This is a genomic window from Streptosporangium sp. NPDC023615, from assembly GCF_040640155.1.
Taxonomy (GTDB): Bacteria; Actinomycetota; Actinomycetes; order Streptosporangiales; family Streptosporangiaceae; genus Streptosporangium.
In genome coordinates this window covers 1-21618 of the sequence record NZ_JBFABE010000010.1, presented here as the reverse complement: position 1 = coordinate 21618, position 21618 = coordinate 1, and the positions used below count along the sequence as shown (strand labels likewise).

22 protein-coding genes are annotated in these 21618 nt (G+C 71.8%); 9 read left to right on the top strand and 13 right to left on the bottom strand.

Annotation, left to right across the window (positions count from 1 at the left end):
• Window positions 1-44 precede the first annotated feature (44 nt).
• Window positions 45-920, top strand: coding sequence for an NAD(P)-binding domain-containing protein (locus tag AB0G16_RS10540; RefSeq protein WP_362802252.1), 876 nt, complete (start codon window positions 45-47; stop codon window positions 918-920).
• A 148-nt stretch (window positions 921-1068) separates the two neighbouring features.
• On the opposite strand, the gene AB0G16_RS10535 is transcribed toward AB0G16_RS10540, so the two are convergent.
• Window positions 1069-1770: a TetR/AcrR family transcriptional regulator gene (locus AB0G16_RS10535; RefSeq protein WP_362801869.1), complete on the bottom strand. Its 702-nt coding sequence runs from the start codon at window positions 1768-1770 to the stop codon at window positions 1069-1071.
• A 178-nt stretch (window positions 1771-1948) separates the two neighbouring features.
• On the opposite strand from AB0G16_RS10535, the gene AB0G16_RS10530 reads away from it, so the two are divergent.
• The 3 genes from AB0G16_RS10530 to AB0G16_RS10520 all read left to right on the top strand — a co-directional run bounded on the left by AB0G16_RS10530 (window position 1949) and on the right by AB0G16_RS10520 (window position 4877).
• Window positions 1949-2893: an NAD-dependent epimerase/dehydratase family protein gene (locus AB0G16_RS10530; RefSeq protein WP_362801866.1), complete on the top strand. Its 945-nt coding sequence runs from the start codon at window positions 1949-1951 to the stop codon at window positions 2891-2893.
• 23 nt (window positions 2894-2916) lie between these two features.
• Entirely contained in the window at window positions 2917-3816 is a 900-nt protein-coding gene (locus tag AB0G16_RS10525) for a Gfo/Idh/MocA family oxidoreductase (protein WP_362801863.1), read from the top strand.
• A gap of 92 nt (window positions 3817-3908) precedes the next feature.
• A complete protein-coding gene (locus AB0G16_RS10520) occupies window positions 3909-4877 on the top strand; it encodes a carbohydrate kinase (RefSeq protein ID WP_362801861.1) in 969 nt (322 codons plus the stop codon).
• A 72-nt stretch (window positions 4878-4949) separates the two neighbouring features.
• Here the strand turns inward: AB0G16_RS10520 and AB0G16_RS10515 are convergent, their stop codons facing one another.
• On the bottom strand, window positions 4950-5849 hold the full coding sequence (locus AB0G16_RS10515) for a PRC and DUF2382 domain-containing protein (protein WP_362801858.1): 900 nt from the start codon (window positions 5847-5849) through the stop codon (window positions 4950-4952).
• Between the two features lie 444 nt (window positions 5850-6293).
• Here AB0G16_RS10515 and AB0G16_RS10510 point away from each other — a divergent pair, with 444 nt between their 5' ends.
• The gene (locus tag AB0G16_RS10510; RefSeq protein WP_362801855.1) at window positions 6294-7898 is read left to right on the top strand and encodes an alkaline phosphatase D family protein; all 1605 of its coding nucleotides are present in this window, start codon (window positions 6294-6296) and stop codon (window positions 7896-7898) included.
• A gap of 142 nt (window positions 7899-8040) precedes the next feature.
• Here the strand turns inward: AB0G16_RS10510 and rocD are convergent, their stop codons facing one another.
• From rocD to AB0G16_RS10485, 5 genes are all read right to left on the bottom strand, one after another.
• Window positions 8041-9252 (bottom strand): ornithine--oxo-acid transaminase, encoded by a 1212-nt coding sequence (gene rocD, locus AB0G16_RS10505; protein WP_362801852.1) that lies wholly within the window; start codon window positions 9250-9252, stop codon window positions 8041-8043.
• Window positions 9249-10088 (bottom strand): dimethylargininase, encoded by an 840-nt coding sequence (gene ddaH, locus AB0G16_RS10500; protein WP_362801849.1) that lies wholly within the window; start codon window positions 10086-10088, stop codon window positions 9249-9251. Before ddaH ends, rocD begins: the two co-directional genes overlap by 4 nt.
• A gap of 133 nt (window positions 10089-10221) precedes the next feature.
• Window positions 10222-10719 carry an Lrp/AsnC family transcriptional regulator gene (locus AB0G16_RS10495; RefSeq protein WP_362801846.1) on the bottom strand — a complete coding sequence of 166 codons (498 nt, stop codon included), beginning with the start codon at window positions 10717-10719 and terminating at the stop codon, window positions 10222-10224.
• Between the two features lie 237 nt (window positions 10720-10956).
• Window positions 10957-11664: a DUF5941 domain-containing protein gene (locus AB0G16_RS10490; RefSeq protein WP_362801843.1), complete on the bottom strand. Its 708-nt coding sequence runs from the start codon at window positions 11662-11664 to the stop codon at window positions 10957-10959.
• On the bottom strand, window positions 11661-13235 hold the full coding sequence (locus AB0G16_RS10485; RefSeq protein ID WP_362801840.1) for a CDP-alcohol phosphatidyltransferase family protein: 1575 nt from the start codon (window positions 13233-13235) through the stop codon (window positions 11661-11663). Before AB0G16_RS10485 ends, AB0G16_RS10490 begins: the two co-directional genes overlap by 4 nt.
• A gap of 169 nt (window positions 13236-13404) precedes the next feature.
• On the opposite strand from AB0G16_RS10485, the gene recO reads away from it, so the two are divergent.
• Both recO and AB0G16_RS10475 read left to right on the top strand, forming a co-directional pair.
• Window positions 13405-14142 (top strand): DNA repair protein RecO, encoded by a 738-nt coding sequence (recO, locus tag AB0G16_RS10480; protein WP_362801837.1) that lies wholly within the window; start codon window positions 13405-13407, stop codon window positions 14140-14142.
• Complete coding sequence (locus tag AB0G16_RS10475) at window positions 14139-14954, top strand: isoprenyl transferase (protein WP_362801834.1); 816 nt, start codon at window positions 14139-14141, stop codon at window positions 14952-14954. Before recO ends, AB0G16_RS10475 begins: the two co-directional genes overlap by 4 nt.
• Before the next feature lie 14 nt (window positions 14955-14968).
• On the opposite strand, the gene AB0G16_RS10470 is transcribed toward AB0G16_RS10475, so the two are convergent.
• From AB0G16_RS10470 to AB0G16_RS10445, 6 genes are all read right to left on the bottom strand, one after another.
• The gene (locus tag AB0G16_RS10470; RefSeq protein WP_362801831.1) at window positions 14969-15517 is read right to left on the bottom strand and encodes a CGNR zinc finger domain-containing protein; all 549 of its coding nucleotides are present in this window, start codon (window positions 15515-15517) and stop codon (window positions 14969-14971) included.
• Between the two features lie 260 nt (window positions 15518-15777).
• On the bottom strand, window positions 15778-16191 hold the full coding sequence (locus AB0G16_RS10465; protein ID WP_362801828.1) for a transcriptional repressor: 414 nt from the start codon (window positions 16189-16191) through the stop codon (window positions 15778-15780).
• Window positions 16188-17021, bottom strand: coding sequence for a metal ABC transporter permease (locus tag AB0G16_RS10460; RefSeq protein ID WP_362801825.1), 834 nt, complete (start codon window positions 17019-17021; stop codon window positions 16188-16190). Before AB0G16_RS10460 ends, AB0G16_RS10465 begins: the two co-directional genes overlap by 4 nt.
• Window positions 17018-17770, bottom strand: coding sequence for a metal ABC transporter ATP-binding protein (locus tag AB0G16_RS10455; protein WP_362802249.1), 753 nt, complete (start codon window positions 17768-17770; stop codon window positions 17018-17020). Before AB0G16_RS10455 ends, AB0G16_RS10460 begins: the two co-directional genes overlap by 4 nt.
• Before the next feature lie 36 nt (window positions 17771-17806).
• Entirely contained in the window at window positions 17807-18823 is a 1017-nt protein-coding gene (locus tag AB0G16_RS10450) for a metal ABC transporter substrate-binding protein (protein ID WP_362801822.1), read from the bottom strand.
• A 159-nt stretch (window positions 18824-18982) separates the two neighbouring features.
• Window positions 18983-19372: a DUF6703 family protein gene (locus tag AB0G16_RS10445; RefSeq protein WP_362801819.1), complete on the bottom strand. Its 390-nt coding sequence runs from the start codon at window positions 19370-19372 to the stop codon at window positions 18983-18985.
• A gap of 216 nt (window positions 19373-19588) precedes the next feature.
• Here AB0G16_RS10445 and AB0G16_RS10440 point away from each other — a divergent pair, with 216 nt between their 5' ends.
• Together AB0G16_RS10440 and AB0G16_RS10435 are read left to right on the top strand one after the other, a co-directional pair.
• Entirely contained in the window at window positions 19589-19867 is a 279-nt protein-coding gene (locus AB0G16_RS10440; RefSeq protein WP_362801816.1) for an antibiotic biosynthesis monooxygenase family protein, read from the top strand.
• Between the two features lie 246 nt (window positions 19868-20113).
• Window positions 20114-21499: a glycine--tRNA ligase gene (locus tag AB0G16_RS10435; protein ID WP_362801813.1), complete on the top strand. Its 1386-nt coding sequence runs from the start codon at window positions 20114-20116 to the stop codon at window positions 21497-21499.
• Window positions 21500-21618 lie beyond the last annotated feature (119 nt).

Genomic DNA, 21618 nt, shown 5'->3' with positions numbered 1-21618 from the left:
CTCCTTATCTCTCTGGCTGGAGTAGGCACATGACTGCAAAGAACATGACACCCGTGACCGTCATCGGACTGGGCTCGATGGGCACGGCACTGGCCGAGGCCTTCGTCAAGGCCGGACACCCGACCACCGTCTGGAACAGAACCGCCGCCAGAGCCGCGCCCCTCATCGCCATGGGAGCCAGGCATGCGGAGGCCATTGAGGGCGCGGTGACGGCGAGTCCCCTGGTCATCACCTGCCTGACCGCCTTCGATGACACCCGGCTGGCACTGCGGCCCGCCGCCGCGTCGCTGCATGGACGGGCCCTGGTCACCCTCAACAGCGGTTCCCCCGCCGGCGCCCGCGAGACGGCCGCCTGGGCCATCGACCACGGCGCCCGGTTCCTGGCCGGCGCGGTCAAGAACGTGCCCTCGGCCGTGGGAGCGCCGGACACCCTGCTGTACTACAGCGGTGACAAGACGGTCTTCGAGGAGTTCGGGACGACCCTGAGGGTGCTGGGCGGCGACACCGTCCACCTCGGCGACGAGGCCGACCTGGCCGCCCTGTACGAGATGGCGGTGGGTGCCATGCTGCTGCCGGCTCTCGTCGGCTTCTTCCAGGGCGCCGCCGCGGTCCAGGCGCGCGGGCTGGAGGTGAGCACGATGGCGCGCTTCTCCGGCAAGTGGCTGGACATGATCAAATCCCTGCTGCCGGTCTACGCCAAGGAGATCGACAGCGGTGACTACACCGACGCCGTCTCCTCGGTGAACCTCTTCCTGGCGGGGGCGGCCCACGACGATGACCTGGCCAGGGAGACGAACGTCGACACGGCCTGGCTCGCCCCGCTCCATGACCTGGTGAGGCGGGCGGTTGAGGCGGGCTACGGCGACCAGAACATCTCGGCCCTCACGGAGGTGCTCAGAGAGCCGGCGCGGCAGCCGTGAGCCGGTTCGACTCATCGGCAGGAGTAGACGAGCCGTGCGAGGTGCCTGCCGGTGATCTCCAGCGGCGCCTCGCTCTGGGACATCTGCGCCGGCATCTCCGCCAGATCACCGGTGGTGTGTCAGGAGTTATGAGACGTATTACGACGTCCTACGCGGACAGCCCCACCGTGCGGGCCTGGCAGCGCATGGCGTGGTCGAAGGCGGCCGCGGGGTCGAGGATCGTGTGGGCGAACTGGCCGAACATCTCGAAGCTGACCCACCCGAACAGGCCGGTCCAGGCGATCAGGCCGCGGACGATCACGTCGTCGGGGACGCCGGGCATGATCGCGCGCACGCGCGCCGCGTCGTCGGCGAAGGACGCGGGGACGGGCGGGTGGTGGGCGTCCGGGGGGTTCAGGGCTCCGGCCCGGTGGGCGTCGGAGACGATCCGGCCGTAGACGACGGTGTCGCGGACCGCGGCGGGGACGGTGTCCTGCGGCGCCTTGTAGCCGGGGACGGGGGAGCCGTACAGCAGGGCGTACTCGTGCGGGTGGGCCAGCGCCCAGTCCCGTACGGCGTGGCAGACCGCCATCCACCGGCCCGCGTGGTCGTCGTGCGGGACGGCCGCGTCGGCGTTCTCCACGGCCTCGCCGAGGGCGTTGTAACCGTCGATGATCAGGGTCGTGAGCAGGTCGTCCCTGGAGGGGAAGTAGCGGTAGACCGCCGAGGAGGCCATGCCCATCTCGCGGGCGACGGCGCGCAGGGACAGGCCGCCGGCGCCGTCGACGGCCAGTTGCCTGCGGGCGACGTCGGCGATCTCGCGGGTCAGCTCGGCTCTGACCCTCTCTCGTGCGGTGAGGCTCGAACTCATGCCCCGACTTTATCAGAGCACCTGAAATAAATGAGAGCACTGCTCTTGACGATCGATGCTCTCATGAGAGAGCATTGCTCACAGAACGGAACGGTAATCTCTGGCGGTCTTCCCGCCCGGGGAGCCGGCCGGTTCCCTCCGGAGCCGGCACGTCGACGATCGGTGGAGGAAGAAGATCATGGCCAAGCACGTCATCGCCGGAGCCGGTCAGGTCGGCTCGCAGGTCGCCCGGCTGCTGGCCGGGCAGGGGCACGAGGTCGTCCTCCTCAGCCGTTCGGGCTCCGGGCCCGACCTGCCGGGCGTCCGCAGGGTCGCCGCGGACGTGAGCGACCGCGAGCGGCTGACCGCCCTGACCCGGGGCGCCTCGGTCCTCTACAACTGCGTCAACCCGCGCTACCACGAGTGGGCGCGCGACTGGCCGCCGCTCGCCGCGTCGATGCTGGGAGCCGCCGAGACCACCGGCGCGGGGTACGTCATCCTCGGCAACCTCTACGTCTACGCGGCCCCCGACCGGCCGATGAGGGAGGACGACCCGCTGGAGGCGCCCAGCGTCAAGGGCGGGATCCGGGCCCGGGTGTGGCGCGAGGCCCTGGCCTCGCACGAGGCGGGCCGGTCCAGGGTCACCGAGGTGCGCGGCTCGGACTACTTCGGCCCCGGCTGCCTCGACCAGTCGCACCTGGGGGAGAGGTTCGTCCCCGCGCTGCTGTCGGGCAGGCCCGTCCGCTTCGCCGGGGACCCCTCCCAGCCGCACAGCTGGACCTACGTGCCCGACGTCGCGCGGACCCTGGTCGCGGCGGGCGAGGGGGAGCGCGCCTGGGGCCGCGCGTGGCACGTCCCGACGAACGGGCCGATGACGGCACGCGAGGTCGCCGCGCGCCTGTGCGCGCTCGCCGGGGTCCGCGACCCGGGGGTGCGGGCCGTGCCCCACGTGCTGCTGCGCGCCGCCGGTGTCTTCTCGCCGATGCTCAGGGAGCTGGAGGAGCTGCGCTACCAGTTCGTCCGCCCGTTCGTCCTGGACTCCACCGCCACCCGGGAGGCGTTCGGGATCGAGCCGACCCCGATGGACGAGGCGCTGTCCGCGACGCTCGCATGGTGGCGCGAGCGCCTTGCCGTCGCGGCGTAGGCCGCGCGCCGTACGCTCGGAGCATGAGGATCGCTGTCATCGGCCTGGGGGACATCGCGGAGAAGGCGTACCTGCCCGTCCTCGGCGCCACGCCGGGCCTGGAGCTGCACCTGTGCACCCGCGACCGGGCCAGGCTCGACCTGCTCGGCGACGCCTACCGGATCTGGCCGCGGTTCTCCTCGGTGGAGGAGGTGCTCGGCGCGGGCGTCGAGGCGGCCTTCGTCCACGCGGCGACCGCGGCGCACCCGGAGGTCGTCGAGCCGCTGCTGCGCGCGGGGGTCCACGTCTACCTGGACAAGCCGATCGCCTCCACCCTCGCCGAGTGCGAGCGCCTGGTGCGGCTGGCCCGGGAGTGCGGGCGGTCGCTGTTCGTCGGCTTCAACCGGCGCCGGGCACCGGGCTACGCCGCCCTGCGGGACCTTCCCCGCGACCTGGTGGTGATGCAGAAACACCGTGCCCGTCACCGGGCCGACCCGCGGACGGTCGTCTACGACGACTTCATCCACGTCGTGGACACCCTCAGGTTCCTGGTGCCGGGCGAGGTCGAACGGACCGGCATCCGCGTCCGGGTCGGGGACGGGCTGCTGGAGCACGTGACGCTGGAGCTCTCCGGGAACGGCTTCACCGCCTTCGGGATCATGAGTAGGATGAGCGGCTCGGCCGAGGAGGTCGTGGAGGTGATGGGCGGCGGCACCAAGCGGCGGGTGGTCAACCTGGCCGAGGTGGTCGACCACTCCCCCGGCCGCTCCGGCGGCGAGACGCTGACCCGGCGGGGCGACTGGATCCCGGTCTCCCGGCAGCGGGGCATCGAGCAGGCCTGTCACGAGTTCCTCGACGCGGTCCGCTCGGGCGTCGTCGTGGACGCGGGCGACGCCCTGGCCACCCACGCGATCTGCGAGGACATCGTCGCCGCCGCGACCTGACGGCCGGCGCCCTCGGTGTCCTGTCGTGTGGGGGCCCCGGACCCGGGCACACTGGGGGTCCGGGACGAGTCCGGGGAAGCGGGGCGCGCGTCATGACGGTCACGGTGATCGGCGAGACCCTCGTCGACCTCGTATGGCGCTCCGACGCGGCCGTCGTCACGCCGCTGGCCGGAGGCAGCCCCGCCAACCTCGCGGTCGGGTTGCACCGGCTCGGCGTCCCCACGACCCTCCTGACCTGCTGGGGCGACGACGTGCCCGGCGCCCTGGTCGCCGAGTACCTCGGCGCCTCCGGCCTGCCGGTGGTGCGGGCGCGGTCGGCCTCGGGACGCACCGCGCTGGCCCTGGCCCACATCGACGCCGCGACCGGGGGAGCCGACTACGACTTCCTCGCCTCCTGGGACCCGCTGGACCTGCCGGTCCCCGGGGAGACGACGCTGCTGGCCACCGGCTCCCTGGCGATCGCGGTGGAACCCGGCGCGAGCCGCGTCCACGAGACGTGCGCGGCGTTCCGGTCGCGTCCCGCCGGCATGGTCGCGGTCGACCTCAACGTCCGCCCCCGTGTCCTGGCCGACCGGGCGGCCTACCGCGCCTCGGCCGAGAGGTCCGCCGCCGTCGCCGACGTGGTCAAGGCCAGCGCGGAGGACCTGGCCTGGCTGTATCCGGGACGCTCCCCGTCCGCGGCGGCACGCGACCTGCTCGGCCTGGGCCCCGGCCTCGTCGTGCTGACCGACGGGGCCGAGGGGGCGCACGTCTTCATGGCCGGGACGGAGACGTCGGTCCCGTCCCCGCCGGTCCGGGTCGTCGACACCATCGGCGCGGGCGACGCCTTCCAGGCGTCCCTCCTGGCGGGCCTTCTCCACGACGGGCGACCCCGGTTGCCCGCCGATCGGGAGACCCTGGAACGCCTGATCCGCCGCGCGGTGACGGCGGGGGCCCTGACCTGCGGGCGGGCCGGAGCCCGCCCGCCCGGCCCGGCCGAACTCGAGGCGGCCGTCGCGGCCGGCCGTGAGCGGGACCGCGCCGGGGAGGGTGCGCGCCACGCGGGCGGACCGGCGGCCTGAGCCCGGACGGGTTCCGGTGGCCCGGGGCCGTGGCGCGCCGTCCCGGGTGCCTGGCCCGGGACGGCGGCGGCGTCAGTGGTCGCGGCCCGGCCGGCCGTCCCCCTCGCCGTCGAGGTCGACCTCGACACGCTCCTTGCGGACCTTCCCCGAGACCCTCTCCTGCTCGGTGACCTGCTCCTTGCTCATCCTGATCTGCTCGACCGGCACGGCCTCGGTGGTGACCACCGGCCGCTCGGCGTGCAGGGTGACCTCGTGCTCGGCCTCGGTGATGTCGGAACCGCTCATCGCGTCGGCCCGGTTGGCGTCGGTGACGGGCTCCCGCTCGATGCGCACCTCCTCGCGGGTGACCGGTACGGTGACCTGCTCCTCCTCGGTGACCACGTACTTGCGCAGCCGCGCCCGTCCCGTCTCGTGGGACTCGGTGCCGACGTCGAGCTTCTCCTCGGAACGGGTCATCGCGTCGTCGCCGTGCCCGCTCCGCCCCTGCGGGCGGTTCATCGTGTTCTCGCCGCCGCGCCGGGTGCCTCCCGGAGGGCCGGGAACGGGGGCGCGTCCGGCGCGTCCCTGCGAGCCGGACATCGTGTCACCGCGTCCGGTGCCTCCCCGCATGCCCGCGTGGCTCCTGTCGCCCATGCCGGGGCCGCCGTTCCCGCCCCAGCTCACGCCGTAGTACTCGTAGAGCCTGCGCTCCTCCTCCTGTGACAGGTGCCCGCCGGACTCGACGTCGACGTTGGGGGCGTCCTTGATACGGGCCTTGTCGTACTCGACCTCCACGTGGTCGCCGACCAGGGACGCCCTCTGGATCGGGACGAACGTCTCCTTCATCCCGAACAGCCCGGTCTTCACGCACAGCCATTCGGGCTTTCCGGTGCTGTCGTCGAGGTAGACGTGCTTGACCTCGCCGACCTTCTGCCCCTCCGAGTCGTAGAGCTGGTGGTCGATCACCATCGGGATCTGCTCTTTGGTAATCATTCTTTTTTCTCCCCCTGTTGTCTCCCTAGTGCCATACCGCTAAAAAACCGAAAGAAACGGATGAAAAGGACAAAACGCCCAAAAGTAGTTAAAGTCGGCGTGGAGGTGACGTGTCGTCCCAATGACGTGATCTTGCGGGTGTGTGGGGGGAGATGGAGCGGATGCCACTCTTCGCCAGGTCGCGGGTAGTGTGGTGGTGCACCCGGAGGCCCCTGGGCGACGTCCATCCGGCCGTCCGGCGGCGGGGCCGGGCCGGGGCGACGATCGGTGAGGGGTGACGGGTCGTGTTCCGCCTTCGTGACCGCTCCCCGGGCGCGTCGCGACCCCCCGTCCGGAGATACGTTGTTATCGACCGGCGCCTCAGGGCAATCGGGGAGGAACGCGCAGATCCGGCAGGGCTCGACGAGGGGCGCCTGCCGTCCCGTGGTGACTGAGGGGATGAACGTGCCGGAACTTGTGGTCGGGCCGATGCTGCGCTACGTCGACGAGACGAGCGCGTCGGTGTGGATGGAGACGAGCGAGCCCTGTCAGGTGACGGTCGAGGTCGCCGGTGTGCGTTCGCAGGCCCGGACGTTCACCGTCCACGGTCACCACTACGCGATCGTGGACGTCCGCGACGGCGGGACCTACGAGGTGCGCCTGGACGAGAGGCCGGTCTGGCCGCTGCCGGACCACCCGCCGAGCCGGATCCGCCTGCTCGGCCCCGACGGGCCGCAGAAGGTGATGTTCAGCTCCTGCCGGACCAGCGTGCCGCACGACACCCTGCACACGATCTCCCACGGGGTGGACGTGCTGCGCGCGTACGGGTGCACGCTGATGGACGCCCCCGAGGAGCGCTGGCCCGACATGGTGCTGCTCCTGGGCGACCAGGTCTACGCCGACGAGCCGTCCTCGGAGATGCTGGAGTTCATCGCGAACCGCAGGGACACCGATCCCAAGAAGGAGATCGCCGACTTCGAGGAGTACGCCGAGCTGTACCGGATCGCGTGGACCGACCCGGAGATCCGCTGGATCCTCTCCACCGTGCCCACCGCGATGATCTTCGACGACCACGACCTGCGCGACGACTTCAACACCTCCATCTCCTGGCGTACGGCGATGGAGAAGGTCTCGTGGTGGCGGCACCGGGTGGTCGCCGGGCTCGGCGCCTACTGGGTCTACCAGCACCTGGGCAACATGTCACCGGACGAGCGCGCCACGGACGAGGTGCTCAGCAAGGTGTGCGCGGCCGAGGGGGACGGGGCCGAGATCCTCGACGCGTTCGCCGAGCACGCCTACGACGTGCCCGCCGACAGCCGGTGGAGCTACGCCCGCGACCTCGGGTCCACCCGCCTGATCATGCTCGACTCCCGCTGCTCCCGGCAGCTCGACCCCTCCGACCGGCGCATGCTCGACCCGGTGGAGTGGGAGTGGCTCACCGAGCAGCTCGCCAGGGAGGGCGCGGAGCGCTTCGTGATCGGCTCGTCGGTGCCGTTCCTGCTGCCCGCCGGCATCCACCACATCCAGAACTGGAACGAGGCCCTGGCCCAGGGCGCCTGGGGCAGGCCCGTGGCGCGCGTGTCGGAGATGCTGCGCCAGGCCGTGGACCTGGAGCACTGGGCGGCCTTCCGCCGCTCCTTCGAGGACCTGTCCAAGCTGCTCGCGGGGCTCGGCAAGCCGGTGATCATGCTCTCCGGCGACGTGCACTACTCCTACGTCGCCAAGGCCGTCGACCTGCCCATCCACCAGCTCGTCTGCTCCCCGATCCGCAACCCGCTGAGCCGCACCCTCCGGTTCGCCAACATCATCGCCCAGTTCGGCGTCGCCAGCCTGATCGGCCGGGTGCTCTCCAAGCTGGCGAGGATCCCCCGTCCCCCGTTCAAGTGGCGGATCACCAACGGCCCGTGGTTCTCCAACGCGGTGGCCGTCCTCCTGCTGGACACCTCCCCGGTCTCGGTCCGCTGGGACACCGCCACCGGCACCGAGATCACCGAGATCACCACGGTGGAGCTGGAGGAGACCACTCCCCGCGAGGCGGAGCCCCACCGGGTGGGACGCGCCGCGAGGTGACCGGGCGCGCCCCCGGGGCGGCTTCCGCGCCACCAGGAGGCGCCCGGTACGGAACCGGGCGCCCGAGCGTGCCCGGAAGGTGTCGGAGGGGACCCCGGGGGAGTGCCGGAGGGCGCCCGGGGTGCGGAGGGGCGCCCGGGGATCAGCGCGCGAGCTCCTCCAGGACCGCGCCGAGCCTGCCGACCGCCCAGCGCAGGTCGTCCTCGGAGATCACGAGCGGCGGGGCGAGGCGGACGGTCGAGCCGTGGGTGTCCTTGGCCAGCACACCGTGGGCCATCAGCGCCTCGGAGACCTCCCGCCCGCTCGCCAGCGTCGGGTCGATGTCGACGCCGGCCCACAGGCCGCGCCCGCGCACGGCCACCACGCCGTGGCCGACCAGGGCGCCCAGCTCCTCGTGCATGACCGCGCCGAGCTCCCTGGCGCGGGCCTGGTACTCGCCGGTGGCGAGCATCTCGACGACCGTGCTCGCGACCGCGCAGGCCAGCGGGTTGCCGCCGAAGGTGGAGCCGTGCTGGCCGGGGCCGATCACGCCGAGCACGTCCTCGTTCGCGGTGATCGCCGAGACCGGGACCACGCCGCCGCCCAGCGCCTTGCCCAGCACGTAGACGTCGGGGACGACGCCCTCGTGGTCGCAGGCGAAGGTCTCGCCGGTACGGCCGAGACCGGACTGGATCTCGTCGGCGATCATCAGGACGTTCTCCGCGGTGCACAGCTCGCGGACCTGGGTGAGGTAGCCGTCCGGCGGGACAAGCACCCCGGCCTCGCCCTGGATGGGCTCCAGCAGCACCGCGACCGTGTCGGCGTCGATCGCCTCGCGGACCGCCTCGATCGAGCCGTACTTCACGATCCGGAAGCCCGGGGTGTACGGGCCGAAGCCGCCGCGGGCGTCGGGGTCGGTGGAGAAGCCGACGATCGTGGTGGTGCGGCCGTGGAAGTTGTCCTCCATCACGATGATGTTGGCCCGGTCGGGCCTCACGCCCTTGACCTCGTACCCCCACTTGCGGGCCACCTTGATCGCGGTCTCCACGGCCTCGGCGCCGGTGTTCATCGGCAGGACCATGTCCTTGCCGGTGAGGTCGCCCAGGCCCGCGGCGAAGGCGGCGAACCGGTCGTGGAAGAAGGCGCGGCTGGTGAGGGTGAGCCGGGAGAGCTGCTCCCGCGCGGCCTCGATGATCTTTTCGTTGCCGTGCCCGAAGTTCAGCGACGAGTAGCCCGACAGGCAGTCGAGGAAGCGCCGGCCCTCCACGTCGACGACCCAGGCGCCGTGCGCCTCGCTGATCACGACGGGCAGGGGGTGGTAGTTGTGCGCGCTGCGGCGCTCGCTCAGCTCGATGAACTCGTCCGTGCCGGTCATGCGTCCACCCCTTCCGGGCTCGGGACCGTCGCGCCCGCGACGCGCTCCCTGATCTCCAGCGTGCAGCACTTGGGCCCGCCGCCGGCCTTGCGCAGCTCCGACAGGTCCACCGGGACGACCTCGAAGCCCCGGCGCTTGAGCTCGAGCTGCAGGCCGCCGGACTCGGAGCTGATCACGACGTTGACCCCGTCGCTGACCGAGTTGAGGCCGAACGTGAGGGCGTCGTCCTCGCTCGCCAGGACGGCGTCGGGGAAGAGGTTCTCCAGGACCTCGCGGCTCCCCGGGGAGAAGGCCCCCGGGAAGTAGGCGACGTTGTGCCCGTCCAGCGGGAAGAGCGCCGTGTCCAGGTGGTAGAACCTCGGGTCCACGAGCTGCAGCGTCACCACCGGCCGGCCCAGGAACTCCTGCGCCTCCTTGTGGGCGGTGATGTTGGTCCGGAAGCCGGTGCCGGCCAGCACCAGGTGGTCGAGGGTGAGGAAGTCGCCCTCGCCCTCGTTGACGAAGGCCGCCTCGTGCACCCGGTCGTAACCGTTCTCGGTGAACCACCTCAGGTACGCCGGCCCCTCGGCCTCGCGCTGGGGGTAGGCGAACCGCGCCCCGTACACCCGCCCGTCCACGACCAGCGCGCCGTTGGCGGAGAAGACCATGTCCGGCAGGCCCTCCACCGGCTCGACGAGGCTGACACGGTGCCCGAGGTCGAGGTAGACGCTCCTGAGCGTCTCCCACTGCCTGATCGCGACCTCCCGGTCCGCACCGGCCTCCGGGTGCATCCACGGATTGATCGCGTACTCGACCGCGAAGTGGTCCGGTCGGCACATCAGGTAATGCCTCGTCATCGGTAACCCCGTTACGAAAGGTCGTGGTGGCGGGCGCCGCCGGATTCCCGGCGGCGGCGTCATCAGCCTAGGAAGGGCGTTACCGCAGGCCAAGGGGTCGTTCTTGCGTTACGGCACAGTTTTGCCGCGTCTGTCAGGTGAAGAACGTCGATTCGTTGTGCGGGCCCAGGAACGGCTCGCCGCGCGAGGTCACCAGGGGCGCCTCGATCAGCCGGGAGAGCACGATGGAGCTCTTGGTCCGCACCACGAACGGCTCGGCGGCGATGCGCTCGATCACCCTCTCCACGTGCCGCACGTCGGTGGCCCTGATGTGCAGCAGCGCGTCGGCCTCACCGGTGATCGTGCACGCCGACACCACCTCGGGATGGCGGCCGAGCGCCACCCCGATCTCCGACGGGGAGGTCTTGCCCGCGCAGAACAGCTCCACGTACGCCTCGGTGGTCCAGCCGAGCGCCGCGGGCTCCACCCGGGCGGTGAAACCGGTGATGGCCCCGGTCTCGCGCAACCGGTCCACCCGCCGCTTCACCGCCGACGCCGACAGACCCACCCGCTGCCCGATCTCCGCGTACGTGGCGCGGGCGTCCTCGACGAGCGCCCCGATGATGTCGCGATCAAGCCTGTCCAGTTCCACGCAGACCTGTATACAGCCAACGGGCTCCGGGCCGTGCGGCACCGGGCCGGGACGGGGCACGGAGGGGGCAGGGGGCAGGGGGGACACGGCCTCCCCCGGCGGGGCCGTGCGACACCGGCCGGGGAGGGGACACCGGCCTTCCCCGGCCGGGCCGTACGGGCACCGGTCCCGGAGACGACGAGGGCCGCCGGGCGGATGATCCGTCCGGCGGCCCTCACGAGGCACGGGGTGCGGGGGTCAGGTCTGCTCGGCCTCGCCGGTGGCCTGCTCCTGCGCCTCCTCGGGGGAGGCCTCCAGGTCGTCGCCCGCCTGGGCGAGCGCGGTCTGCTTGTCCAGGCCGACCCAGCTCGTGATGCTCTCGATCGCGAACAGCACGCCCAGGTAGAGCGTGAGCGCGGCCAGCACCCACGTCAGCACGCCCAGCGCCGCCCCGACACCGATGATCAGCAGGCGCAGCTCCCAGCCCAGGCCCGCCTTGAACACCCAGGCGGCCGGCCAGATGCTCTGCCGCGTCCGGTACACCGTGTCGTAGGTGTGGTAGCCGATCACGTAGATCAGCACGTACAGCAGCCACTTGGGGGCGTCGGCCGCCAGGCCGATCAGGATGATCGTGAGGAACTCGGTCCCGCGGATCAGCGGCGGCACCAGCCAGTCGAGCCTGCCCAGGTGGTCGCGGGCGGCGGTGGGCAGCACCAGGACGATCATGACCAGCACCGGGACGAGCAGGATCGGCCCGTCGTCGAGGATCCCGGCCAGCGCCATGGCGACGATCGCGACCAGGGCGGCGAGCGCGGCGGGCACCGCGGGCAGGCCGGGCCCGACCCTGCCGCGCAGCAGCGTCACCAGCGGGCCGTCGTCGCGGTAGGCGAGCAGCCGCGCGGTCTGCATGCGCAGCCGCTCCTCGTACGGGTCCGGGACGGGGACGGTCTGTGGCTGGGTGATCATGCGAAAGACCTCATCAGGCGTCCGGTGAGCGAGTAGGCGGCGCCGATGCCGCCCCAGATGATCAGGGTCAGGAAGGTGATCCTGGCGTCGAACAGGGCGCTGACGATCGCGATGGCGGCGAACCGCTCACCGATGGGGAACACGATCATCTTCCTGGCCCAGTGCACGGCCCGGTACCTGCCGGCCCTGCCCCACATCCTCAGCAGGCTGCGGACCGCGCCGACCTGGGCGCTCTTGCGCTGCTCCAGGGCCTGGCGCAGGCCGGTGTCGGCGCTGACCGACAGCGACACCGACGGCAGCGGGGAGGGGGCCTTGCGCCGGTTCGCCGCGCCGTAGGAGAAGTCCAGCAGGTGCTTGACGGACTGCAGGCCGATCGCGATCAGCGCCAGCGTCCAGACGTCGCCCACCCCGGAGACCGCCGCGCCGACCGCGAGGCCGGCGAAGACCACGTACTCCTTGAACCGGTCGAAGGTGGCGTCCAGCCACGCCCCGAGGACGCCGAACTTGCGGGCGTACCGCGCGACCTGGCCGTCCACGCAGTCGAACACGAACGCGAAGTAGATCAGCACGCCGCCCGTGACCATCCAGACCCGCTCGCCGACGGCGAAGCAGAGCGCCGCCGCCACGCCCAGGGCGATCGAGATCAGCGTGACCTGGTTGGGGGTCAGCCCCCTGCGGGCCGCCCAGCGGGCGATGAACCGGGAGTAGGTGCTGACGAAGTAGGTGGTGAAGAAGCCGTCGGCGCCCTTGACCGCGTTGTTCAGCCGGGCCCGGTCCTCGTCGAAGGTGGACATCTCGGCCACCGCCTCGGCGGCCTGCTCGGGGTCGGTCACCCGGCGGAAGAACAGGTCGCGGCGGCCCCGGATGCCGACCGAGACGCCCTTGCGCACCAGGCCCAGCACCAGGAGCTGGACCAGGTCGTCCTCGGGGCCCAGCAGGTGCGCCATGTCGGCCAGCTCGCGGGCGGCCTCGGCCAGCACCGGCGCGTGCTTGTGGTGCAGGTGCAGCGGGCCGAGCAGGACGGCGTTGGGCCGGGTCACCGCGTGGAAGGCCGAGCCCACCGAGATGACGCGGGACCTGCGGGCGCGGACCCGGACGGGCAGGCCCTCCAGCCACCGGTCGCCGATCTCCGGCTGAGCCTCCTCGATCGGGACGTCGGCCACGACGGTGTCGCCGTTCTCGTCCTCCTCCCTGGGCTCCTTGGTGATCAGGGCCAGGGCGCCGCGCTTGGACTTGGTGATCTGGTAGATCAGCTCGTCGTGGATCAGCGCGTTCGCCGGCAGGAAGAGCAGGTTCTCGGTGGCGCCCTCGACCGCGTCGGCGATGGCGCGCAGGTCGCCGGCCAGGTCGGAGGTCTCCACCAGGCGGCCGGGGAACCCGCGGTGGGCGGCGGCGTCGCCGGCGCGGACGACGGTGACCGGGTCGGGGTCGAGCGAGGCGAGCTGGCCGTGCAGCTTGCCGATCACCGTGGGGCAGCCGGGCAGCGCGGGCAGGGTCAGGGCGGCGGGCGTCGCCTGACCGGGAACGGCGTCGGGGCCGGGCGATGAGCCCAGCAGGACCACGCGGGGCATGGCACCCTTTCGTGCGGAGACGGGTGTGAGGCGGTGTACCGGGGGTGGCATTTCGCCAGGGGCCAAAGTTTAGTGAGTTTTGGGTGAACAACACGCACCGGTGATCCGACCGTGTCGTTCACCCATGCTTCCACCTCTGCCGCCTCTGCGGCCCCACTACACTGTGCGGGTGAGTCTGTACCGTGATGACGGCATCGTGCTGCGCACCCACAAGCTGGGAGAGGCCGACCGCATCGTCACCGTGCTGACCCGGCGGACGGGCAAGATCCGTGGAGTCGCCAAGGGCGTCCGGCGCACCATGTCACGATTCGGCGCCCGTCTCGAACCGTTCACCCACGTCGATCTCCAGCTGCACACCGGCCGCACGCTCGACGTGATCACCCAGGCCGAGACCATCCGCTCCTACGGCGGGCCGCTGGTGACCGACTACCCGCGCTACACGGCCGGCACCGCGATGCTGGAGACCGCGGACCGCCTGATCATGGGGGAGAAGGAGCCGGCGCTGCGCCAGTTCCTGCTGCTCGTCGGCGGCCTGCGCACGCTCGGCTCGGGGGAGCACGAGGCCAGGCTCGTGCTGGACGCCTACTTCCTGCGCTCCCTGGCCGTGGCCGGCTACGCCCCCGCCCTGGAGGCCTGCGCCCGGTGCAGGGCCGTCACGGTGCGGGCCTTCGCCATCGTGGCGGGCGGCGTGGTGTGCGGGACCTGCCGCCCCGCGGGCGCGGCCGTGCCCGAGGCGGAGACCCTGGCCCTGATGGCGGCGCTGCTGCGGGGCGACTGGTCCACCGCGGACGCCTCCCGCGGCCGGCACCGCGCCGAGTGCAGCGGCCTGGTCGCCGCCTATCTCCAGTGGCACCTCGAACACGGCATACGCTCTCTTCGACACGTAGAGAGGGAGCCCGTCACGTGAACGTCCGCCCGCCCGTCCCCCACCCCTCCGGCGCCGTCCCGCCCCCGATCCCCCCGGGCCTCGTGCCCCGGCACGTGGCGATCGTGATGGACGGCAACGGCAGGTGGGCCAAGCAGCGGGGCCTGCCCCGCACCGAGGGCCACAAGGCGGGCGAGGCCTCGCTCTTCGACGTGGTCGAGGGCGCGATCGAGCTCGGCATCCCCTACCTGTCGGCCTACGCCTTCTCCACGGAGAACTGGAAGCGCTCCCCGGACGAGGTCCGCTTCCTGATGGGCTTCAACCGCGACGTGATCCGCCGCCGCAGGGACGAGCTGCACGCCATGGGGGTACGGGTCCGCTGGGCGGGCCGCCCCGGGCGGCTGTGGCGGAGCGTGATCCAGGAGCTGCGCGACGCCGAGGAGATGACCGAGCGCAACTCCACGCTGACCCTGCAGTTCTGCGTCAACTACGGCGGCCGCGCCGAGATCGTCGACGCCGCGCTGCGCCTGGCCCAGGACATCGCCGACGGGCGGGTCAAGCCGGGCCGGGTGAGGGAGGAGACCTTCGCCCGCTACCTGGACGAGCCGCAGATCCCCGACGTGGACCTGTTCGTGCGCTCCTCGGGAGAGCAGCGCATCTCCAACTTCCTGATCTGGCAGACGGCGTACGCCGAGATGGTCTTCCTCAACCGGCTCTGGCCCGACTTCGACCGCCGTGACCTGTGGGAGGCCTGCGAGACCTACGCCAAGCGCGACCGCAGGTACGGCGGCGCCGTGCCCAACGTCGTGCCCGACGACGGGCCCCGCGACCTGCCGGGAACCCGGGCCCCGTAGGCCGCGGCGCGTCGTCAGACCCGTCGCCGCGCCCGGTAGGCGGCGACGTGCATCCGGTTGCCGCAGGTGCGGCTGTCGCAGTAGACCCTGGAGCGGTTACGGGACTCGTCCACGAAGACGTGGTCGCAGTCCGGGGCCGAGCAGGTGCGCAGGCGTTCCCACTCCCCCTCGACCAGCAGGTGTGCCAGGGCGACCCCGATGTCGGCCGCGAGGTGCTCGTGAAGCGCGGCGTCCGGCGCGAAGTAGTGGACGTGCAGGGCGTGACCGTCGTGCTCGGTCAGGCGCGGGGTGATCCGGGTCCCGCTGAGCAGGGTGTTCAGCCGGATGACCGCGGTGGGCTGGTCGGGGGCGGTGAAGACCTTGTGGAAGGCCTCGCGCAGGGCGCGCACCTCGGCGAGATCGGTGGCGTTCACCTCACCGACCCCGCTGATGTCGCAGCGTGCCACGAAGTCGCCGAGCTCTCGCAGGTCGGCCAGGGTGTCCCGCCCCCCGGTGGCGGGGGAGGTGTTGACAAGATCGACCGCGGTGGCGAGTGAGTGCACCATGTCATGTCCGAATGGCATGTTGACTCCAGTAGAAGGCGGGTTGCGGTGTGAGAACGCGTACGGCGTCTCGCCGTGTCGGAAGCGTATCCCCCCGGCGGACCCGTGGCGCCCTCTCGCGGGCCCGGCTTCGCCCGCACCCGGCGTGCCGCACCCGGCACGCTCCGTGCGCGCCCGTGCCCGCCGCACCGTACCTCTCGTCCCCGCCCGCCCTGTCGCACGCCCCCGCGCGCGGGCGGGCACGGGGGCGTGCGACGGGGCGGGGGAGGGGGCGGGCGGGGTCAGGCGCGGCTCGACGCCCGGGCCGGCGTGGCGGTGACGGCGGCCGCGCAGGAGGCACACGTACCGAAGATCTCCACCGTGTGGGTGACGTCGGTGAAACCGTGCTCGGAGCCGATCGTCTCGGCCCAGCGCTCCACCGCGGGACCGGCCACCTCGACCGTACGGCCGCAGGTGCGGCAGACGAGGTGGTGGTGGTGGTCACCGCTGGCGCAGGCCCGGTAGACCGACTCGCCGTCGTCGGTCCTCAGCATGTCCACGTGACCGGTGTCGGCGAGCGCCTGCAGTGCCCGGTAGACGGTGGTCAGTCCGATCTTGGCGCCTTCCGCGCGCATCTCCGCGTAGACGTCCTGCGCGCTGCGGAAGCCCTCGCTCCGGCGGAGGACCGCGTGGACGGCATCACGTCTGTTGCTCATGGGCTGGACTCCTGAGGTCGGCTTCGGCGTACGAATCTACCGAGCCCGAGGGCGAGGACGAATCCCACCAGGGCGACGATCACAATGATCGCACCCGGAGGGACCTCGACGTAGAAGGAGGAGGTCAGGCCGCCGACCGTGGAGATCATACCGAAGAGCATGGAGAGGAGCATCGTGCTCATGAACCCCCGGGTGAGCTGCTGGCTGGTCGCCACGGGCACCACCATCAGGGCGCTGACCAGGAGCAGGCCGACGACCCGCATGGCGATCACCACGGTCAGCGCGGCCGTGACGGCGATCAGCAGGCTGAGGAAGCGGACCGGCAGGCCGGCGGCCTTGGCCACCTCCTCGTCCTGGCAGAGCACGTACAGCTCCCGCCCGAAGACGGCCACCACGGCGAGCACCGCCACCGCCAGCACGACGATCACCCACACGTCCTGGACGGAGACGCTGCTGATCGACCCGAACAGGTACGACATCAGCGTGGCGTTGCTGCCGCCGGGCGCCAGCGAGATGAGCAGGACGCCCCCGGCGATGCCGCCGTAGAACAGCAGCGCGAGCGCCACGTCCCCGCTGGTCCTGCCGCGGGCGCGGACCAGCTCGATGGCCACGGCGCCGAGCACCGAGACCAGCACGGCCGTCAGCACCGGGGCGGTCCCGGTGAGGAAGCCCAGCGCCACCCCGGTGAGGGCGACGTGCCCGATGCCGTCCCCCAGCAGGGCCAGGCGTCGCTGGACCATGAACGTGCCGATCGCGGGGGCGGCCAGGCCGACCAGCAGGGCGGCGATCAGCGCCCGCTGCATGAAGTCGAACCGCAGAAGCTCGATCACGACGTGGGCCTCCAGTCGAGCGGGCCCGCGGGCACCTGCGCGGCGTGCGGGTGCACGTGGTCGTGGCCGGGCAGCGCGTGCGTGCCGACCGCCCGCGGCGGGGGGCCGTCGTGGCAGACGGACCCGTGCCGCAGGACCACCGCCCGGGTGATCAGCGACTCCAGGGGGCCCAGCTCGTGCGCGACCAGCAGGACCGTCTTGCCCTGCTCGACCAGCAGGGACAGGGTCTCGGCCAGGAGGTGCTGGCTCTCGGAGTCGACGCCCGCGGTCGGCTCGTCCATGACGAACGTGTCGGGCTCACCGGCGAGGGCGCGGGCGATCAGCACCCGCTGCTGCTGCCCGCCGGACAGGGCCTGCACCGGGTCACCGGCCCGGTGGGCCAGGCCGACCGTCTCCAGCGCCCTCATGGTCGCCTCGCGGTCGGCCGCGCCGGTCGGCCGCAGGCGCCGTTGCCGGGAGATCCGGCCGGAGGCGACGACCTCGCGGATCGTGGTCGGCACGCCGCCGCCCACCGAGAGCCGCTGGGGGACGTAGCCGATCCGCCACCATTCGCGGAAACGGGCGGGGGGCCTGCCGTACAGCAGGGTCCGGCCGGCGGACAGGGGGACGAGGCCGAGCAGGGCGCGGACGAGGGTGGACTTCCCCGACCCGTTCGCGCCGAGCACCGCCACCGCCTCCCCTGGCTCCACGGACAGGTCGATCCCGCGAAGCACCGGACGGCGGTCCAGGTCGACCTGGCCGCCGTTCATGGTGAAAACCGTTGTGCTGGACGTCACGTGAGACCTTTACGAGCAGCGGAGCGCCGCCTGGAGGGTGGTGAGGTTCTGGCGCATTGCGGACAGGTAGTCGCCGCTTTCCGGCCGGCTCTCGACCGGGTCGAGAACCGCCGTCTTCGCGCCGACTTCCTGGGCGAGGATCTCGGCGACCTTGGGGCTGACGAGAGTCTCGGTGAAAATGGTAGTTACTTTCTGCTCCTTCGCCACTTTTGCCACCTCTGCGAGGCGGGCGGGCGAGGGCTCGGCGTCGGGGTCGAGGCCGCTGATGCCGATCTGCTGGAGCTTGTAGCGGCCGGCGAGGTAGCCGAACGCGGAGTGGTTGGTGACGATCGACCGCGAGGCGCAGGTGGCCAGGCCCTTGGTCAGCTCGCCGTCCAGCGTGGTGAGATCGGTCGCGGCCAGGGCGGCACGGCTGCGGTAGGCCGACGCGTGCGCGGGGTCGACGGCGGCGAGCTTCTCGCCGAGCTGCTTGGCGACCGTCGCGAAGCGGGACGGGTCGAGCCAGAGGTGCGGGTCGTACTCGACCTCGTGGGCGTGCTCCTCGCCCTCGTGTCCCTCCTCCTCCGCGTGTCCCTCCTCCTCGGCGTGCTCCTCCTCGGTGGCCGGGAGGGTCGTGACCGAGGTGGCCACGTCGAAGCCGCGATCGGCGGCGTGCTGCTCGACGGCCTCGTCCACGGCGGGCTGGACGCCCTTGATGTAGACGACGAGCCTGGTCTCCGACAGCCCGGCGACCTGGGCGGGGGACAGCTCCAGGTCGTGCGGCTCGACACCGGGCTCGGTCAGGCCGGTGACGGCCGCGTCGGCGCCCGCGACCTTCTCGGCGAGCCACTGCAGGGGGTACATGGCCGCGGTGACGCCGGGCTTCCCGTCCGCGGAAACGCTCGGTGCCCCCCCGGACGAGCCGCCGGTGGCGGAGCCTGTCGAACCGGCCTCGGCGCCGCACGCGGTGGTGGCGGCGAGGAAGGCGGCGGACGCGACCAGGCTGGCGTTACGTATGTATATACGTCGGGAGGACTCGGACATCATGCCGACAGTATGCCGGTAAATGAAAATGGTTGTCAAAATCGCCGGGAAAACGCCCGTGCGCGAAAGATCGCCGACGGGGGCGGGGGCGGCGACAGGCGGACGGGACGGCCGGTGCGGGGGTGGGAACGGCCTCGGGGAGACGCTCGGGGGAGGGTGGTCTCAGAAGGCGCCGAAGCGGTCGGCGGCCAGCAGGATCAGGAAGGTGAGCAGCGCGACGCGCATGAGCCGGCCCCCGGTGCCCAGGGACGGCCAGGACATGTAGGCGAGCCAGCCGACGAAACCGATCACCGGGAGCACGGCGATCCCGCCCCAGAAGGAGGACACGGCGAAGCCGGCCAGCATCAGCACCACCAGCAGCACCGGGGCGATCCACCGGGGAAGCCGGAAGAGGAAGACGAGCGGGGCCGCGCTGCGCTGTTCGACCTTCTGCCGCAGTCCGGTCGCCCCCGGCGTGAAGAACTGCTCGCCCGGGGGCAGCGGGCGCTTGCTCCGCTGGGGACGGGACTGCGCCAGAGGGTGTACGGGACGTTCCCCGCGCTTGTCGGCCACGGGCCGAGCCTAACGCGCCGGTGCCCGCGGACGACACACCCCCGGCGTGACGCCGTATCCCCGCTCCTGGCGGCAGCTCGCCGGCAACTCGCCGGCAACGTGCCGGGGACGGGTCCGGGGACGGGGGGCGGGGCTGGGGGCGAGGCCGGAACGGGGCGGGAACGGGCCGGGGGCGGGCGTGGGGCCGGCATGGGGCCGGCATGGCATGCTGGGCGGATGCTCGCTCTCATCCGTTACTCGGTGCCACCGGCCCAGGCCGAGGAGTTCCTGGTCCGGGCCCACGAGATCGTGGACACGCTCGCCGGGCAGCCCGGCTATCTTCGCGGCCGGGTGTCGAGGTCGGTGGACGAACCGGAGCTGTGGGTCCTGGTGAGCGAGTGGCAGGGGGCCGGGTTCTACCGCAGGGCGCTGGGCGCGGCACGGATGGCGATGTATCCGCTGATGACCCTCATGATCAACGAGTCCAGCGCCTTCGAGGACGTCGCCCGTCCCTGAGGCCGTGCGGCGGCTCCGCCCCGGCGGGGAGCCGGTGCTCCCCTCCGGGAGCGGCCGGAGCCCTGCCCGGCGGGGAGGCGGGAGGCTCGGGCAGCCAAGGGCCGGACGCGGCGCCCGGCAGCGGGCAAGGTTTGCCCGGGGAGGTGGGCGGGATGGGTCATGCGAATGTCCGGACGGCCCGTCTCCCCTAAGCTGGAGGCTCCATCACTTCCTCGCCGACCTCCAGCCGGATGGAGATTTTCCCTTATGGCACGCCGCACGGACATCATGGACACCATCGTCAGCCTCGCCAAGCGACGTGGTCTTGTCTACCCCTCCAGCGAGATCTACGGCGGCCTGCGCGCGTCGTGGGACTACGGCCCGCTGGGTGTGGAGCTCAAGAACAACGTGAAGCGGCAGTGGTGGAAGACCGTGGTGCAGGGGCGTGACGACGTCGTCGGCCTCGACTCCTCGGTGATCCTGGCCCGTGAGGTGTGGCAGGCCAGCGGCCACGTGGAGACCTTCACCGACCCGCTGACCGAGTGCCAGTCCTGCCACAAGCGCTACCGCGCCGACCACCTCGAAGAGGCGTACGCCGAAAAACACGGGAAGCCCCCGGCGGGCGGCCTGGCCGAGATCACCTGCCCCAACTGCGGCAACAAGGGCGCCTTCACCGCGCCCAAGCAGTTCAGCGGCCTGCTCAAGACCTACCTCGGCGCGGTCGAGGACGAGTCGGGCCTGGCCTATCTCCGGCCGGAGACCGCCCAGGGCATCTTCATCAACTACCTCAACGTGCAGCAGTCGGCGCGCAAGAAGATCCCGTTCGGCATCGGCCAGATCGGCAAGTCGTTCCGCAACGAGATCACGCCGGGCAACTTCATCTTCCGCACCCGCGAGTTCGAGCAGATGGAGATGGAGTTCTTCGTCAAGCCGGGCAGCGACGAGGAGTGGCACCAGTACTGGATCGACGAGCGCTTCCGCTGGTACACCGACCTGGGCATCACCAAGGACAACCTGCGCCTGTACGAGCACCCCAAGGACAAGCTCTCCCACTACTCCAAGCGGACCGTCGACATCGAGTACCGCTTCAACTTCACCGGCACCGAGTGGGGTGAGCTGGAGGGCGTCGCCAACCGCACCGACTTCGACCTGACCGCGCACGGCAAGGCCTCCGGCACCGACCTCAGCTTCTTCGAGCAGGACAGCGGCGAGCGCTACGTGCCGTACGTGATCGAGCCGGCCGCCGGTGTCGACCGGGCCACGCTCACGTTCCTGATCGACGCCTACACCGAGGACGAGGCGCCCAACGCCAAGGGCGTCATGGAGAAGCGCACGGTCATGCGCCTCGACCACCGCCTCGCGCCGGTCAAGGTCGCGGTGCTCCCGCTCTCGCGCAACGCGGACCTGTCGCCCAAGGCCAAGGACCTGGCGGCCCAGCTCCGCCGCCGGTGGAACGTCGAGTTCGACGACGCGGGCGCGATCGGCCGCCGCTACCGCCGCCAGGACGAGATCGGCACGCCGTTCTGCATCACCGTCGACTTCGACACCCTCGACGACCAGGCGGTGACCATCCGCGAGCGCGACTCGATGGCCCAGGAGCGCGTGGCCCTGGACCAGGTCGAGTCCTATCTCCGCCAGCACCTCAACGACTGAGACGGCCCGGCCCCGGTGACGGGGCCGAGTCCGTCCGGCGACGGCCGGCGACCCCGCACCCGGGCCCCGTGGCTCGGAGATCTACCCGCGCCCGGCGGAACGGTACGTCCGTCCGGGGG